This window comes from Nonomuraea sp. NPDC003560 (genome assembly GCF_042878785.1).
Taxonomy (GTDB): domain Bacteria; phylum Actinomycetota; class Actinomycetes; order Streptosporangiales; family Streptosporangiaceae; genus Nonomuraea.
Genome location: NZ_JBIAOF010000009.1, coordinates 1 through 15,258, shown reverse-complemented (window position 1 = coordinate 15,258; position 15,258 = coordinate 1). Strand labels below are relative to the sequence as shown.

Annotated in this window: 11 protein-coding genes; 4 read left to right on the top strand and 7 right to left on the bottom strand. The window is 69.8% G+C overall.

Annotated features, from left to right (window positions below; translation table 11 throughout):
- Position 1 precedes the first annotated feature (1 nt).
- A complete protein-coding gene (locus tag ACFYUV_RS31195) occupies positions 2 to 3,289 on the bottom strand; it encodes a BTAD domain-containing putative transcriptional regulator (protein ID WP_387674406.1) in 3,288 nt (1,095 codons plus the stop codon).
- Between the two features lie 564 nt (positions 3,290 to 3,853).
- Between ACFYUV_RS31195 and ACFYUV_RS31190 the strand changes: the two genes are divergently transcribed.
- Positions 3,854 to 4,396 (top strand): hypothetical protein, encoded by a 543-nt coding sequence (locus ACFYUV_RS31190; RefSeq protein WP_387674403.1) that lies wholly within the window; start codon positions 3,854 to 3,856, stop codon positions 4,394 to 4,396.
- Here ACFYUV_RS31190 and ACFYUV_RS31185 read toward each other — a convergent pair.
- The 3 genes from ACFYUV_RS31185 to ACFYUV_RS31175 all read right to left on the bottom strand — a co-directional run bounded on the left by ACFYUV_RS31185 (position 4,363) and on the right by ACFYUV_RS31175 (position 7,965).
- Positions 4,363 to 5,235: a DDE-type integrase/transposase/recombinase gene (locus tag ACFYUV_RS31185; protein WP_387674401.1), complete on the bottom strand. Its 873-nt coding sequence runs from the start codon at positions 5,233 to 5,235 to the stop codon at positions 4,363 to 4,365. The two genes, ACFYUV_RS31190 and ACFYUV_RS31185, sit on opposite strands and share 34 nt — an antisense overlap.
- A 343-nt stretch (positions 5,236 to 5,578) precedes the next feature.
- Entirely contained in the window at positions 5,579 to 6,673 is a 1,095-nt protein-coding gene (locus tag ACFYUV_RS31180; protein ID WP_387674398.1) for a serine hydrolase domain-containing protein, read from the bottom strand.
- Positions 6,674 to 6,867: 194 nt separating this feature from the next.
- Positions 6,868 to 7,965, bottom strand: a complete 1,098-nt coding sequence (locus ACFYUV_RS31175) for a serine hydrolase domain-containing protein (RefSeq protein ID WP_387674395.1) — start codon at positions 7,963 to 7,965, stop codon at positions 6,868 to 6,870.
- A gap of 118 nt (positions 7,966 to 8,083) precedes the next feature.
- On the opposite strand from ACFYUV_RS31175, the gene ACFYUV_RS31170 reads away from it, so the two are divergent.
- The 3 genes from ACFYUV_RS31170 to ACFYUV_RS31160 all read left to right on the top strand — a co-directional run bounded on the left by ACFYUV_RS31170 (position 8,084) and on the right by ACFYUV_RS31160 (position 10,600).
- The gene (locus tag ACFYUV_RS31170) at positions 8,084 to 8,740 is read left to right on the top strand and encodes a response regulator transcription factor (protein WP_387674392.1); all 657 of its coding nucleotides are present in this window, start codon (positions 8,084 to 8,086) and stop codon (positions 8,738 to 8,740) included.
- Positions 8,737 to 10,002: a sensor histidine kinase gene (locus ACFYUV_RS31165; protein ID WP_387674389.1), complete on the top strand. Its 1,266-nt coding sequence runs from the start codon at positions 8,737 to 8,739 to the stop codon at positions 10,000 to 10,002. The genes ACFYUV_RS31170 and ACFYUV_RS31165 overlap by 4 nt, the downstream gene beginning before the upstream one ends.
- A 163-nt stretch (positions 10,003 to 10,165) precedes the next feature.
- Positions 10,166 to 10,600 carry a recombinase family protein gene (locus tag ACFYUV_RS31160; protein WP_387674386.1) on the top strand — a complete coding sequence of 145 codons (435 nt, stop codon included), beginning with the start codon at positions 10,166 to 10,168 and terminating at the stop codon, positions 10,598 to 10,600.
- A gap of 741 nt (positions 10,601 to 11,341) precedes the next feature.
- Here ACFYUV_RS31160 and ACFYUV_RS31155 read toward each other — a convergent pair.
- From ACFYUV_RS31155 to ACFYUV_RS31145, 3 genes are all read right to left on the bottom strand, one after another.
- Positions 11,342 to 12,379, bottom strand: a complete 1,038-nt coding sequence (locus tag ACFYUV_RS31155; protein WP_387674384.1) for a site-specific integrase — start codon at positions 12,377 to 12,379, stop codon at positions 11,342 to 11,344.
- Positions 12,380 to 12,710: 331 nt separating this feature from the next.
- A complete protein-coding gene (locus tag ACFYUV_RS31150) occupies positions 12,711 to 13,574 on the bottom strand; it encodes a hypothetical protein (RefSeq protein WP_387674382.1) in 864 nt (287 codons plus the stop codon).
- 725 nt (positions 13,575 to 14,299) lie between these two features.
- Positions 14,300 to 14,779, bottom strand: coding sequence for a hypothetical protein (locus tag ACFYUV_RS31145; RefSeq protein WP_387674379.1), 480 nt, complete (start codon positions 14,777 to 14,779; stop codon positions 14,300 to 14,302).
- Between the last annotated feature and the right edge of the window lie 479 nt (positions 14,780 to 15,258).

Sequence of the window (15,258 nt, the reverse complement as noted above, 5' to 3'; positions counted from 1 at the left end):
GTCAGGGCGCCAGGAACGCGGCCACCTCCCGTCCCTCCGCCGCGTCGCCGAACAGGACGAGGGAGCCGCGCCACGCCGCCGCGGCCTCCTCGTGCCGCCCCAGCAGGGCGTAGGCCCGGCCCAGCTCCCTGAGAACGCGGGCTCGCCACACCGGAGGCCCGTCGCCGCCGAGCCGTTCCAGCGCGGCCCGCAGGTCCGCCACCGCCCGGTGGGGCTCGCCCTGGCGCAGGTGCACGACGCCGAGCGTGTGCCCGGCCAGCGCCTCGCCCAGGGTGTCGCCGCTCACCACGAACAGCCGCAGGCTCGCCGCCAGTGTCTCGGCCGCCTCGTCGAAGCGGCCCAGCGCACCCAGTGCCTCCCCCAGCCGGCGCAGCGCCTTGCTCGTCTCGGCGCGATCGCCGAGCGCCTGCGCCGCCAGCAGGCCCTCCCGGTAGCGGACGACGGCCTCCGCCGTCTCGCCCCGCTGGTAGAGGGCGGCGCCGAGGCCGCGCAGCAGGTTGCCGCGGATGGCGTAGTCGTCCTTCTCTGTCACCTCCAGCCGCGCTCTGGCGATCTCCACGGCCCGCCCGTGCTCACCGCGCTCGACGTGGATCCAGACAGGCCAGGTCCACGCGTACGCCAGCCCGGCGGCGTCGCCGTGCGCCGCCATCAGGTCGAGGCAGGCGTACGCGTCGGCCAGCGCCTCGTCCAGACGGCCCATGCCGTGCCGCGCGGCCGCCCTGACGATCAGCGCGTACGCCGCTCCATGCCTGTCGCCGGCGCGGCCGAACTCCGCCAGAAGCACGCCGCACATGGTCTCGGCCGATGGGAACCGACCCCATTCGATCTCCACCGTGGCCAGCAGCAGCCGGGCCCGCAGCGCGGCGCGCTCGTCGCCCAGCCCGATCACGATCCGCTGGACCCGCTCGGCGTCGGCCAGGAACCGATCCATGATCAAATAGCTGGTGAGGTGGTGCCCCAGCTCGGCCGCCACGTCGTTCAGGCCCAGCTCGGCGGCGGTGCTGAGGGCGAGCATCAGCGTACGCCGCTCGGCCGCCAGCCACATCTCGCTCACCCGTACGTCGGGCGCCGGTCCCTCCTCCGGCTCGCGCTCGTACGGCGGGGCCAGCAGGATCGGCAGGCGGCGCGTGGCGGCCCGGGTACGCCGCAGGCATTCCAGCACGTGCCAGGTGAGCGCCGCACGCCGCCCCTCGGGGGTCTCCTCCGCCTGCGCCCGCTCCCGCGCGTACACCCGCAGCAGGTCGTGCAGCCGGTAGCGGGGCTGTCCGGCCCCGTCCACCTCGGTCGAGGTGAGCATGCCCCGCGCGACCAGCGTCTCCAGCGCCGCATCCGCCTCCAGCGCGAGCTTGTCCGCATCCGCCGCCGGCGGGGCCGCCCCCGGCCTGTCCGCATCCGCCGCCGGCGGGGCCGCCCTCCACTTGTCCGCGTCCTCGTCCGAGCCAGGCGGGCTGGCGGGCGCCGCGTCCGGTTCCGTGGCGGGTCCTCTGAGGAGGGCCGCGACCGACCACTCCGCCACGCTGTCCAGCCCGGCCAGGCCCAGCAGCCGGAACACGCGCCTGGCCGGGTCCGGCAGCGCCGCGTAGCTCGGCTCGAACGTCGCGCGCACGTCCAGCCCGCCGACGACCAGCTCGTCCAGGCCCCGTCCGGCCAGCCGGGTGGCGAACTCGCTGACCGGCCAGACCGGCCGGGTGGCCAGGCGGGCTCCCGCGACCCGGATGGCCAGCGGCAACCGGCCGCAGGAACGCAGGATCTGCTCGGCCGCGCCGGGCGCCGAACCGATGCGGTCCGGGCCCGCCACGCGTTCCAGCAGGAGCCTGGCATCCTTCTCGTCAGGGAGGTCGAGCGTGAGCCGTACGGCACCTTCCAGGGCGGGCAGCGGAGAGCGGGAGGTCACCAGGACGGCGCCGCGTGCGGTGCCCGGCAGCAGGTGGCGGAGCTGGTCCTCCTCGACGGCGTCGTCCAGCACGAGGAGCACCGCCCGGTCGGCCAGCCGCTGACGCAGCAGTCCCGCGCGTTCCTCGACCGGGACGGGGATGAGCGCGCCGTCGAGGCCGAGCGAGCGCAGCAGCACGTCCAGCAGTTCGCCGGGCTCCCGGGGGCCGCGCGCGTCCCGTCCGAGCCGGACGAAGAGCTGCCCGTCGGGATAGTCGGCTCGCAACAGGTGCGCCAGTCGTACGGCGAGCGTGGTCTTGCCCACGCCGGGCAGACCGGACACGACCACGATGGGCGGAGCTAGCCGATCCGCGCCCGCCCGCAGCAGCCCCAGCAGCTCGGCGATCTCTCCCGCACGCCCGACGAAGTCCGCGGTGTCGCCGGGTAACTGGCACAGCCCCCGGAACGCCATCGGCCGCGCGCCCGCTTCGGCGTCCGCGGAAGGCGGCATGCCGTGCCGGTCGGCGTCCGCGGAAGGCGGCATTCTGTGCCGGTCGGCGTCCGCGGTCGGCGGCGGCGAATGACGGCCGCCCTCTCCTTCCGACTTCGGTGGCGGCGAGTGGCGCCCGGCCTCTCCGGCCGGTCGCGAGTGATGATCGGTCTCGCCGGAAAGCAGCGGCGAACGGCGATCGGCGTCGCCGGAGAGCAGCGCGGCGTGCAGGCGGCGCAGCTCCGGGCCCGGCTCGATGCCCAGCTCGGCCACCAGCAGCTCACGCGCCTCGCGGAAGGCGTCGAGGGCCTCGTCCCGCCGCCCGCTGCGGTGCAGGGCGACCACGAGCTGCTCGCGCAACCGCTCACGCAGCGGGTGGGCGGCGACGAGGGTACGCAGTTCGGCGGCGAGGCCGTCGTGGCCGAGCGCGAGCCGTACGTCGATCCACTCCGATCTGGCCACCGCCAGCTGCTCCTCCAGCTCGGTGATCCGCGGCGTCACGGCCCCGCTGAGCGGTACGTCCTCGGCCGGGGTTCCGCGCCACAACGCGACCGCGGCCGCGTACTCCCGCTCGGCCGCCACCAGGTCGCCGCTCGCCCGTTCCCTGCGCGCCCGGCGTACGCCCTCCTCGAACACCAGCAGGTCCAGACGCTCTGGCGGGACCTCGCAGGCGTACCCCGACCCCTCGGTCCCCAGCGACAGGCCGCTGCCCTCCAGGGAGCGGCGGAGCTGATGGACGTAGGTCTGGACGTTGGACAGTGCCGAGCGGGGCGGGTCGTCCCAGAGGGCGCCGATCAGGCGTTCGGTGGAAACGGTCGCGTTCGGGTGGAGCAGCAGGACCGCGATCACGGCCCGCTGCTTGCGGCTGAGACGGATCCGGCCGCCGGGACCATTGAGGCGAATGGTGCCCAGGATCGCGAAGTCCACCGGTCCTCCCTCGTGCCTGATCGGATGATCAGCTTTCCGGAAGGCAGTACATCTCTGGTGACACCCATTTGACAAACGCGGCAAGCCGGACGGTCAGCGATGGCCGGTGTCGGGCGCCAGTAGCCGCGATCGGCCCCGGGGCTGGCAGGAGTCGTTGATCAAGTGGTCCGTGTTCAAGCCAGTCGGGCTGCAGGTGTTCACTGTGCGTGGTCATTCGAGGCATAGCGGTTGCAGGTGCCACCTGCGTCAGCGACGACTTGAGTGGTGGTCTTGTCGTACAAGCCGAAGGCCCTGGCATGACCGGTGCCGGTGAGGATCCGGCGAGGCGTGGATGTTCGATCCGCGTGATCGGCTGAGCGAAGAGGAGCATGAGCCAGGCCGAGACCCGGATGGGGAGGGCCAGTGTTTCGTCGCTGAGCGCACGTCGGAGAAGTTCCAGACGGCGGCGCTGAGACGAGGGCGGAGCCACCGACAGACCCAACAAAGCACTACTGGCTCGCGCGGGTGAGGCGATTCACCCTCACAGGTGATCAATCGTTCTCGAGGCCAGGAGAAGGTACAGGTATGGCGATCAAGCTCTTGCATGCGGCCCCGGCCAGCAGTGACACCGCACAACCTGCCTCACGCTGGGCGCTCCGTACCGCCTACGCGCTTCCCTGGCTGCTGCTTCCCACGTGCCTGTGGAGGTTGCCGTTCGCCTTTCACTTCGACATGGGCCAGCTCAACGACGCGCCTGTGTCACCGTTGTGGATCAGCATCCCCTATGTCTTCGGGCTCAGCGTGCTCACCGAGTTGGCGGCGCTGCTCAGCATCGGTCTGGTGCGCGGCTGGGGCGAGGTGGTGCCGAGCTGGATCCCGGTCATCGGCGGCAGACGTGTGCCGCCCATGGCAGCGGTCGTCCCTGCCGTGGCCGGTGGGCTGCTCTTGACCGCGGTCTCGGTCTGGATGGTGCTCTCCTGGGTCGGCGTCGCCGGCAGCGTGGCGTACGAGAATGGCTGGTGGCAGGCGCTGGCGATGGTGTCCATCACCCCGACGGCGCTGTGGGGCCCGATATTGCTCGCCCTGGCCTGCGCCTACCATCTGCGCCGCCGCCCCGCCCGCGGTTGAGAGGTCCCAACAGAATGATCTTTACTGTGCTTTGATCTCTCGCTGTAGCCGAGAGAGGAGTACGGGCGGCCAAGCCGAAGCCGTGGGACGTCAGTGACGAGCTGTGGGCCGGTGATGAGCCGCGGTTGCCCCAGCGTCAGCGGCGTTTCCGCTCGGCCAGGGTCAGCTTGGCCTGGCCGGCGCGGCCGGGGGGTGCCGCGGGGCGCGTAGCTGGGCAGGTCGGCCAGGCACATCTGGTTGATCGTGCCGATCAGCCGCTCGATTTTCCCGTGGCCGTGTGGCCGGCCCTTCAACGTGAAGACCGGATTCACCTTCAGGTCCGCCATCACCTGTTCCAGATGGGCGGAGGTGGCGTCGCATCCGTGATCAAGTTGGAGTACCGACGGGATGCCGCACACGTGCCAGTCCGGCTGGGGCTTGCGCCAGATCGCGCGCCGGAAGGCCAGCGCGGTCGTCAGAGCTGAGGGCGCTTCCAGGTTGACGGCGTATCCGGCGATGGCGCGGGTGTGGCCGTCCTCGATGGCGGTCAGCCACGGCCGGGCAGACCTGCCCCGCTCGTCCATCCCCCAGATGTCCAGCTCGGTGTGGTCGGCCTGCCAGATCTCGTTGGGCTGGGTGGCCTCACGCCGGTGCAGCAGCTCGAAGGACTCCCGGTACTTCTTGGTACCGTCCACGCCGAGGGTGACCCACGCAGGGTCAAGGTCGGCGACGATGCCGTGCACGGTCCAATCGCCCGGAACCGGCCAGCCGCGCGCCTTGGCGACGCTCTCGGCCTGCCGATGGAGCGTGGCCACGCCGGGGCGGGGCTTGCGCAAGGCAAGCCCCGCGACGAACGCCACCAGCTCCTCCGGGAACCGGCGTATACCCTTGTCCCTGCGACTGACGCGAGCCAAGCCATCCAGGCCAGAACGCCGGTAGCCGGCCAGCCACCGCTGCAAGGTCCGGTAGCAGGGCCCGTCTTCACCATGGGCGGCCGCCAGCCGCGCCAGCGGCACCCCCCTCGTGCAGGTGCGGCGCCAGCACCTCATACCGGCTCATGGCCAGGGCGCGCCCGGCCACGTCCCCGCAGCACCCGCTGTCCGGCCTGGCCTGTGCGTGTTGTTCACTCGCATTGCGAGGCCGCCCTGCTGCGGATAGCCAACAATTCGTCGATCGGAAAGACTCAAGCGCCTAGAGGCGGCGCTACCCCGTTATCAGGGTTCTGGCCTTCCTGAGTGGCTCGAAGAGGGCGAGGTCCTGGTTGGTGAGGATGACGATGGTGTAGCCCTTGGTGGGAAACATGTCCAGCTCACTCCAGTAGCCGGGGATGCCGCCGTTGTGGCCGACCACGCGCACGCCGTTGCGCAGCTCGTCGCTGAAGCCGTAGGCGTACTTGCTGTCCTTGTTCAGGCCTTGCACCTTGCCCTCCATGACGGTCCGGGTGAGCTTGGCATTGAGCAGCCGGTGTCCCCGCAGGGCCTGGGCGAACTTGAGCATGTCGCCCACGGTGGAGATGGCGCCACCAGCGGGCGACGCCCCGTCGGGCTGGTCGCCGAGGTCGCGTAGCTCGCCCTCCGGTGTGGTGCCGTCCCTCGTCGGCACGCCGACCCACTGGCCGTTCGTGTCGAACAGTGCGTAGGGATGAGCCATGCGCTTGACCTTGACGGGCGTCCAGGGGCCGAGGAAGGTGTCGTGCATCCGCGCGGGCGTCAGGATGTGCTTGCGGACGTAGTCGGCGTAGTCCTGCTTGCCCACCTGCTCGATGATCGCGCCAAGGACGATGTAGCCGGCATTGCTGTACTGCATCTTCGCGCCCGGCTCGGAGGTCAGCGGCTGCTTGACGATCTCCTTCATCAGGACGTCGACGTCGGTCTGCGCATGGTCGTTCCCGGGAACCTCGCCCATGCCCGAGGTGTGGGTGAGGAGGTGGTGAACGGTTACCGTGTCGGCGATCTCGTTCGGGAACCCCTTGACGTACGTGCCGATCGTGTCCTGGAAGGAGACCTTGCCTCTCTGGACGAGCTGGGCGACGGCGACGCCGGTGATCATCTTGCCCATGGAGCCGATGCAGAACCGCGTCTGCAGCGTGTTGACCTCGTTCCCGGCCTTGTCGGCCATGCCGTAGGCGTTGTTGAGTACCGGCCGGCCGTCCTTGGCCACCAGGACCGCTCCCGAGAACTTCCCGGCAGCAGCCAGTTCCTTCAGATAGGCATGAAAGGCACGCCAATCTTCTCGTGAGGGAACAGCGGCCGCGGCCGCCGCCCGCGCGACCGGCCGTCCGGTGGCGGCAAGCGCCATCAGCAGTGCTCCGCCGACAACGGCCCTACGGCTGACAACCATGGAGATATTCCTTTCAAGAGTGTATGGACAAGGAGGCTGCATCACGCTGGTGCCGCCGAGGCCCGACTACCGGGCGCCACGTCGATGCCGTTGATCGGTTCGCGGGGTCCGGAGGCTCGTGGACGCAGGTCGCGGTGGATGGACGCCTCCGGTCATCGGCTGGGGCAGAGCACGGTCGTGGCGGCCTTGTTCATGGCGTCATTGACGGGCATGGCCTGTTGGTTGTCGATCTTCAGCGTGGTGGATACCACGAACTGGCGGCGGCCGTCGGAGGAGGTGTAGGTCACCGCCAGGAAGCCGGGGCCACTGCCCGCGGCCGCCGCGACCGTCCCGCCACACAGATCGGGCCGCGGCCGTCCTACCGCCTGCTGCAGGTCCGCCGGCAGCAGCCGGCCCTGGTTGAGCGCGCGGTAGAAGGCGCTGAGATCGCCGGAGGTGGAGACCACTCCTCCGGCCGCGCCCCCGAAGCTCGCGTTCTGCCGGTCGACGTCGCGCGGCCTGCCCTCGGCGTCGGGGTGGTAGCCGTGCCCGTGCGGGCCCTTGACCCCCTGAGGAGGCCTGGTGGTCAAATAGGTGTGCTTCATCCCCAGAGGTACGAAGAGACGCCGCTCCAGCTCGGCGGACAGGCTGCGGCCGGTTACCTTCTCGACGATCAGGCCGAGGAGAACGTAGTTGGTGTTGGAGTAGGCGAACCCCGCGCCCGGCTCCCCGGTGCGGGGGACCTCGCGGGATGCCTTCACCAGGTCGATCGGGGAGTAGTAGGTCGTGAAGTCGAAGGCGTCGTCGAACTTCCCCGAAGCGAAGAAGTCAGGGATGCCGGAGCTGTGGCGGAGCAGCTGCTGGACGGTGATCTCGCCGGCCCGCTCGACCAGATCCTGCTGCGCCACCTGCGGCAGAACGGCGGCCAGCGTGTCCCCCAGGCCGAGCTTGCCCTCCTTGACCAGTTGCAGGACCACCGTGGCTGTCATCAGCTTGGTCTGGGACCCCACCCGGTATCGGGAAGCCGCAGGAATGTGCCCACCCTTGCCGCCGAGCAGGCGCGTCCCCGCGCTCCCCTGACCCTGGCGCCGGCCGTCGACGTACAGCTCGCCGATGGCCCCCACCACGCCGTCCGTCTTCGCCAGGTCCTTCATCGCCTGCTGGACGTCTCCCGGCTTGACCTCGACGGCGGCGGTGGCGGATGTGTGGAGACTCAACGCCAGCATGGCCGATGCCAACCCGGTCATGCCGGCCGCTCGTGCACGGCTCATCTCGTCATGATCCTTTCTATGGGGATTTCGAGGTGATCACATCTACCGGCCGGCGCATATCGGCGGGCGATCGGCGGACCATATGTGATCCATATGTGGGTGTTGCGATACTGCCCGGATGCGTGTGCTCCTGGTGGAAGACGAGCAGCCCCTCGCCGGCTACATCGAGGCCGGGCTGCGCAAGCACGGCTTCACCGTGGACCTCGCTCTCGACGGCCGCAGCGCGCTGGACAAATGCGAGCTCACCCCGTACGAGGTGGTGGTCCTGGACCGGGACCTGCCGGAGGTGCACGGCGACCAGGTCTGCCGCCGGCTCGTCCAGCGGGGCGTGTCGCGGGTGCTGATGCTGACCGCGTCCGACGCGGTGGAGGACCGGGTCGGTGGGCTGATGCTGGGCGCCGACGACTATCTCGGCAAGCCGTTCGCCTTCTCCGAGCTGGTCGCCCGCGTGCACGCCCTGGTACGGCGTAGCGCACCGGCCCGTCCACCGGTGCTGCGCACCGGCGGGGTGAGCCTGGATCCGGCCCGGCGCAGCGCCGAGCGGGACGGCAGGCTGCTGCACCTGACCCCCAAGGAGTTCGGCGTGCTGGAGCAACTGCTGGCCGCCGGCGGTGACGTCATCAGCGCGGAGACGCTGCTGGAGAAGGTGTGGGACGAGCACGCCGACCCGTTCACCAACGCGGTCCGGATCACCATCGGCACGCTGCGCCGCAAGCTCGGCGACCCGCCGCTGGTCGGGACCGTCATCGGCGCCGGCTACCGGATCGGCCCATGAGGCTGACCGCCCGCGCCCGGCTCGCCATCTTGCAGACCGCCCTCGTACTGGCCGCGGGGGCCGCGCTGACCGGGCTGACCTACCTGCTGATGAAGCGGCGCCCGGCGCTCGTCACCCACCTGGACCCGGACGGCCCCGACCCACAGGGCGCGCTCCAGCCGGTGCCACCCCAGACGCAGGACCTGCACGATCTCGCCGACCAGGTACAGGCCGACACCCTGGCCGCGCTCGTGCCCCAGGCCGGTCTGGCGCTCATCATGGTGACCGTCCTGGCCGCCCTACTGGCCTGGCTGGTCGCCGGCCGGGTGCTGCGGCCGATCCGCGTCATCTCCGCCGCCGCCCGCCGGCTGTCGGCCGAGAACCTCACCGAGCGGGTCCCGGTCACCACCCCGGCCGACGAACTGTCGACGCTGGCGGGCACGGTCAACGACATGCTGGACCGCATCCAACGCGGCGTCGCCGAGCGCGACCGGATCCTGGACAGCCAGCGGCTGTTCACCGCCAACGCCGCCCACGAGCTGCGCACCCCGCTGACCACCGCCCGCACCGCGATCGACGTCACCCTGGACGGAAACCCCAGCCGCAACGAGCTGCTCGCGATGGCCGGCGACGTGCGCGACGCCGTCACCCACATGCAGCGCGTCCTGAACGGGTTGCTGCTGCTGGCCCGCAGTCAGGCCGAAGCCGGCACGCGGCAGGCGGCCGATCTGGCCGCCATCACGGCGGCCGCCCTGGGCACGGCCGAGGAGCAAGCGGCAGCCGCCGGCATAGCCGTGCACGCAAGGCTGCGGCCCGCGCTGGTCACCGGCGAGCCCGTCCTGCTGGAACGCCTGGTCGGTAACCTGGTCGACAACGCGCTCCGCTACAACCACGCCGACGGGCACCTCATCGTCGAGACGCACGCCGTCGAGACGCGCACAGCGGGCGCACGCGCCGTGCTGCGGATCTGCAACACCGGCCGCGAGATCGCGCCTGAGGAAGCCCAGACGCTGCTGGAACCGTTCGTGCACGGGCAGGGCACCCGCGTCCGCACCGACGGCCAGGGCCTGGGCCTGGGACTGTCCATCGTGCGCGCTATCACCCATGCCCACCATGGACACATCGCGATCACAGTCCGCCCGGGCGGCGGCCTCGACATCACCATCGAGCTCCCGCATCACTCACGGGCCGCAGAGTGGCCGGCACGACGACCCGCTGCGGTCACCGCACAGCCGACGTCCGTGATGCCTGCGGCACCACCGAGGAGCCGTCCCGCTGGATGAACGCATCCGACGCCTACGCGTACCGGTCCCGAGCTGTTGGGAATCGGATTCCATCCGCCTGCCTTCGGCGTCAAGCGGCTGTGCTGGGTGCTGAAGGTGTCTCGTTCGGGGTTCTACCGGTGGATCAAGGCGGCGCAGGCGCAAGCTCGCCACCGACGACCTATTGAACGTGCTGTCTTATATCCGCGACGGCGACCTGCTGACCGTACAGGAGGTCGACCGCCTCGGCCGCAACCTCCTGCAAGGGCTGATCGTCCTCAACGACCTGTTCCAGCGCGGTGTCGGCGTCAAGGTGCTGGAGGCCATCGCAGCCGGCGAGCACACCGAACGCTCCCTCATCCTCGACCTTGCCCTCGCTCTAGCCGAAGACCGCCGCCGCTACATCACGCGCAAGACCAAGAACGGCCGGGAAGCCGCCCGCAAACGCGGTCGGGTCGGCGGCCGCCGTCCTGTGGTCGACGACGACAAACGCGCCGCCATCCTCGCCCGGCGCCAACGCGGCGAATCCATCCGTACCATCGCCGCCGGAGTCAAAGCCTCCGTCGGCGTCGTCCACAAGACCCTCGCGGAGCCCGGCGGTGATGGCGACTCCAGGTAGTTGCGGGCATCAGGCAGCGAGTACTTCCGCTCCTTGTCGGTCAGCTCCTCCCCGGTTGAACAGAGAATTCCTTCGTAGGCGAGCTGCTGGAGAGCCTTGGCCGGGGCCAGGGCGCGCTGGCCGCCGAGCGGGATCTGAAGCAGCAACACGACGCTCTTCTCCAGAGGACGTTAGGGCTGGTCAGCGGGGTTTGTCCGCGGCGGTTGTGGCGGCGCCCTGAGCATCGGATCCTCGCAGCGAAGCTGATCCACAAGGGGTCCCTCGCGACCCACGCCACATCAACCGAGAGACCGAGCGGCAGGCCACCACCATGGCCACCGCGGCCGCTTACCTCCCGCTGCTGCTCTACCGGTGCCGCACTTGCACCGGTAGAGCAGCCCCGACGGCTCGCCAACGCTACTGGCGCGGTCGCCGCTCAAGGGCCTGCGCATGGGTCAACGACAGAGTCGCCGACGCCGGGACCGGGCAACGCGCGTATGAATCTTCGTCATCAATGAACAGTCTTCGCTCACTGCGATCAAGATCCTTCTCAGCGCCAACGGCTGTCCGGCGCCAAATCACGTCATCAAGCGATCCAAGCCACAACATGAGACCCGGGCTCGCCTCTGTTTCATGCGACCCGGGGCGCCGCCATTCCTACGCTGCCCTGCCCCTGCGCACGCACCATCAACGAAGTGACGAACTCGGCAGAGGCGGAAGGCGCATCTCTTGGATTCGCCGCTACCGCGTGCCTGTTGCCAGTCAGAGACCGACATTCCGCATGGCGTTGTCCCGCCAGCGATCCACCGCCCTGATGTACCGCAAGACCACAGGTGAGGCGGGGGCCCAGCGGCCGTGTTTGGCGATGACCGCGACGGGGACGCCGGCGGCGTAGGCGACGGTGGCGCCGCCGGCGCGCAGGCTGTGCGCGGTGACCGTGTCGGCGAAGGGCACGCGCGCGCGTACTGCCAGGTCGCGCACGATGACGTTGACCGCGTCGGCGCCGAGGGAAGGGCCGATGCCGCCGTGCCGGTTGACGCGGCGCAGTAGCCGTCCGCTGGTGTGTCCGGCTTGGTCGAGCACGATGATCCAGTCACGCCAGGCGGCGACCGGGTCGGTCAGCGGGTGGGTGCCGCGGGGGATGGCGATGGTCTCGCCGCGGGAGTCCTTGTCGGTTTTGGAAGTGCGGATGACGACCTCCAGCCCGTCGGCGACCTCGCGTACGTCGTCCCTGGTCAAGGCGACGAGTTCGCTGCGGCGGCCCATCAGGGCCAGGCCGAGCACCAGCAGCAGCCGGTCGCGCAGCCCGATCGGTGTGGCAAGGTCGCAGGCGCTGACCATGGCGCGCAGCGCGTCGATGGTGATGGGTGGTGCCTCGCGCTGGCCGCGACCGCCGTTCTCGGCGCGCTGGCGTTTGTAGGCGCGCAAGGCCAGCCGCGCGGCCTCGGTGACGGGTTGGCCGGTGTGCCCGGACAGGCGGTGCATGGTGCGTACGGCAGCCAGGGCCTGCTCGATGCTGGCCGGGGCCTGCCCGGCCAGGCACAGCTGGGCGACGTACTCGGCCAGCGTCTGTCCAGTGGCCGGCAGTGCCTGCCGGCCGTACTCGGCACACCAGACGGTGAAGGCGGCCCATTGGCGGGCGTAGGCGCGACGGGTGTTGGCCGGCACACCCTCGGCGATCAGGCGCCGGGTGTCCTCGCTGAGCGCGTAGTCGGCCACGGTGTGGCCGCCCTCGTACTCCGGCGCCCCGAGCGCCTTGGACTGCTCCCCCGCCGCCGGCAGCCACCCGCTCTTACTCATGTCCGTTTCGTCCCCATTCTTTGATGCGGCTGGACGCGCTCTAACCTCTGATAAGGAAGATTATCACGCACCAGAATGTGAGAGTTCAGCGTTCCCGTTCGCACGAAACGGATGCGTTCGATCGCTACGAACGCTAATCTGGCTGACTGTGGCAGACGATCAGGAACTTGTGGTGGCATCACCCCAGAGCGACGACATCCCCCGAGTCGAGACGACGGAGGAGATGCGATGCGCGGGCCCCGGTTGCGCCAAACCCCTCCCCGGACGCAGCAGCCGAGCCAAGTACTGCAGCGACGCCTGCCGTGCCGCCGCCTACCGGGCGCGTACCGCCTCACACGCCGCACCGGTGGCGAACGCGCTCTTGCGAGCGCAGGATCTCCTCGGCCCGCTGCTGGCTGCCGGCGAGCAGTGGCAGGCTGCTCAGGCGGCATTGAGCGCCCAGTTGACCGAGCTGAGCAGCGGCGCGCTGGCGCAGGTCCAAGCCGCGGAGCAGGCAGCCGAGGAGGCCCGGGCCGCCGCCGCAGCGGCCGACCAGCGTGCCAATGCGGCAGATCAGCGCGCCACGGCGGCGGCCAACACCGCCGCCGCCCGGATCGCGGCGGCCGAACAGGCGCAAAGGCAGGCGGAGACTGCCCGCGACCGCGCCGAGGAACGCGAGCAGGACGCCTGGCGCCAGGTCGGCGAACACGGGAACGCACGTTCTCAAGCTGAGCAACTCGCCGCCGAAGCCACCGCCCGACAGCACCAGGCCGAGCAGGACCGTGACGTCGCTCTCCGCCGAACCGCCGAACTCACCGAGATGCACACCGCCGCGACCGCCCGTATCACGGACCTTGAACGCCAAGTCGCCGACCAGCAGCACGAACTCGCCGACCTCCGCCGGCACCGCCAAGAGCAGGAAGCCCAGACTCGAAGGGTCGAGCAGGAACGCGACCAGGCTCGCGGCACCGCCGCAGCGCACGCGGAAGAGGCCGACCGGCTGCGCCAGGCGCTGACCACCGAATGTCAGCGGCGCGAGCAGGCGATCACCGCCGCCGCTCTGGCCGAGCAGGCCCGCACCCTCGCCGACCAGGCCAGAGCCGCGTCCCTGAGCGAGGCCGAACGGCTGCGCGGCGAACTCGCCGACCTGGCCGGCACTCTGAAAACCGCCCAGCGCCAACGCGAAGAGGCGGTCACGGCCGCCGCCGTCGCCCAAGCGCTCCTACGCGAGCAGCAATCCCTCCACCCATCCGATCAGCCTGAATCCACACCCCCTGCTGCCGACGACTCGGCGAAGGAGTCACGAGCATCGGACTCATAATCCGTGGGTCGTGGGTTCAAGTCCCACCCGCCCTACTCTTCAATACCGCGTTCGACCTGGGGTTTCTCGGTTCTCGCCGGCCTCTGATCTTATTGTTGATCATGGCTGGTTGGTGGTTGATCTTGTGTACGGCTCGTGTATCGCGGTAGATCATTGGGCCGGTCACCGTCAACTCAGACCCCAGGCTCTTCTTGCCCGCCAGGCCGCTCGTGACCAGCAGACAAACGATCCGCTGCTTCTCTCAGGCGATCGTCTCGGTGCGTTTGCAGGGTGGGCCAGGGGATTGATCGGCTGTATATCCTGCACGGCGCTGAATAGAAAAGCAGGCCCGCCGAAGAGTCGGCGGGCCTGCTGCGTCCGTGGTTCAGGTGGTGGTGTCGCCGGTGTGGTTCGGCAGTGTGATCAGCCGGGCGCTCTGGGCACCTGCGGCTGCGGTGTTGATGAGGGCCGCGCGAGCTCGGCCGAACACCCTGGCACGCCTTCGATGCAACATGCCTTCGAGGCCGGTCCACGTGCCTTACGCGCCTGACAAGATCATCGATCTCTGACCTGCGGGAAGACACCAAAACGCAAGACAACCATCGAACGGCTGTTCCGCGCCCACCGTCGATCCATCTGTTTCAGCAGCTGATCGGCGCATCCACCGTGACGGAGGCAGGGCCGTAGAAGCTGGACCCGCCGGGACCCGCGGGTCCCTGGGACAGCTTGACCTCGGCGCGAATCGTCGATCCGCAAGGGGCGGTCGCGGTGGTGCCCTCAACGGTCACGGTGTTGTTCCAGATGCTCACCAACTGCTGCCGGGAGCCGAGGAACAGGCCACCGACGACTTGGCCGGACACCTCCACCTCTGCGCGCTGTGGGGTGATGACTCCGCCGGGGCCAGGCTCCGCGATGCCGGGCGCGCCGACTGTGCCGTAGAACCGCGCCTGAGTGCCCGTGAGATCCACGCAGGCTTTAGTGGAGAGACCCGAGATCAGGATGCTGTCACTGCAGGTGGTCGTAGTCGTGGCGGCGGATGCCGGGCTGCTCAGCGCTAGCGCCCCCGCGGCCACCGCCCCTGCGGCGAGTACCGCGGCTCCACGCTTGACGATCTGCTTCAACGATTTCCCCTTTGGTGATCGGGCGCGCGGCCTCGCGCCACACACGAGCAGTAGCATGTCACACATGACATGATGAAGTGGTGAGCGCCAGGAGAACTGCCTGAGAACCCACGGGAAAAGGTTTGAGCGTTTAAATCGGGCGCTCCAAAACCGCAAAATCGGAAAATGGGATGGGCCCGAACGCGAAGGCGCAACCCCGGCCGTCAAACTCTCGCCCAGAAAGCGTCCGGGCTGCTTCGCGCCGTGCCTCACCTCCTGTATCTCACCCAAATGCGACCGGTGCAGGAGTGGCGCTCTCCTCCGGCCGGGAGACGAGCTCTCACCTCGCATTCAATTCATTTCCCATTCATCTGCAGGAGCACTTCGCGACTCTCGGTTCCGCAGGGAAGCGGCGACAGCGGAAGCGGGTCACGTGGGCATGCCCACAGCTCGGTGAGCGCGGCCCCGATCTCGGCGTCGGCGACCTCGGCGAGCGGCCG

What these genes read in the sequence shown, in the direction of transcription:
- ACFYUV_RS31190 (WP_387674403.1), top strand. Translation starts at nt 3,854, where the DNA reads ATGGCGATCAAGCTCTTGCATGCGGCCCCGGCCAGCAGTGACACCGCA.
- ACFYUV_RS31180 (WP_387674398.1), bottom strand. Translation starts at nt 6,673, where the DNA reads ATGGCGCTTGCCGCCACCGGACGGCCGGTCGCGCGGGCGGCGGCCGCG.
- ACFYUV_RS31175 (WP_387674395.1), bottom strand. Translation starts at nt 7,965, where the DNA reads ATGAGCCGTGCACGAGCGGCCGGCATGACCGGGTTGGCATCGGCCATG.
- ACFYUV_RS31170 (WP_387674392.1), top strand. Translation starts at nt 8,084, where the DNA reads ATGCGTGTGCTCCTGGTGGAAGACGAGCAGCCCCTCGCCGGCTACATC.
- ACFYUV_RS31165 (WP_387674389.1), top strand. Translation starts at nt 8,737, where the DNA reads ATGAGGCTGACCGCCCGCGCCCGGCTCGCCATCTTGCAGACCGCCCTC.
- ACFYUV_RS31155 (WP_387674384.1), bottom strand. Translation starts at nt 12,379, where the DNA reads ATGAGTAAGAGCGGGTGGCTGCCGGCGGCGGGGGAGCAGTCCAAGGCG.